Origin of the sequence: Microbacterium testaceum (genome assembly GCF_020781835.1) — a bacterium.
Lineage (GTDB): Bacteria > Actinomycetota > Actinomycetes > Actinomycetales > Microbacteriaceae > Microbacterium > Microbacterium testaceum_H.
The window spans coordinates 1-467 of the sequence record NZ_JAJGNJ010000050.1 but is presented as its reverse complement, the minus strand read 5'-3'; the positions used below and the strand labels follow the sequence as shown (position 1 = coordinate 467).

The window sequence follows — 467 nt, the reverse complement described above, 5'->3', positions numbered from 1 at the left end:
GCCTTCTCGGTCTCGGTCATGCCATCAGCACGGCCGTCGAGGTCGTCGCTCTCTTCCATGACCGGGAGCCCGTAGAGTCCGCGAAGGTGCGCCTCAAGCGCCGGGTCCCAGTGGATCGCGCCGGATTCGAGCAGCGCGCGGATCGCTTCAGCGGTCGCCGGATGCTCGGCGCCGATCTTCGGCGGGACGAGTCGCGGTGCCGGCTCCTCCGGTCCCCAGTTCGCATCGACGAGATCCTCGATGACGTGCTGCTGGATGATCGTCGCGATGTGCCGTGCGAGCGCATTGAGCGAGTTGATGAAGAAGTTCGCGAACGTGTCACCCAGCGCGTACGAACCGGTCGAGTTGTCCCCGCCGAGGTTGAGGAAGTTCGCCAGCACGGCGCGGGCGATCTGCTCGTCGTAGTACCGGATCTGCTTGTCGAGGTCTGGAACCTTCCCCGTCACGCCCTCAAACCGGAACGTCGC

General features: G+C 65.5%; 1 protein-coding gene. It reads right to left on the bottom strand.

Features of this window, described 5'->3' with window-relative positions:
- The coding region (locus tag LL239_RS17580) for a DUF935 domain-containing protein (protein WP_228164615.1) at positions 1–446 on the bottom strand (446 nt) is incomplete at its 3' end.
- Positions 447–467: the final 21 nt, after the last annotated feature.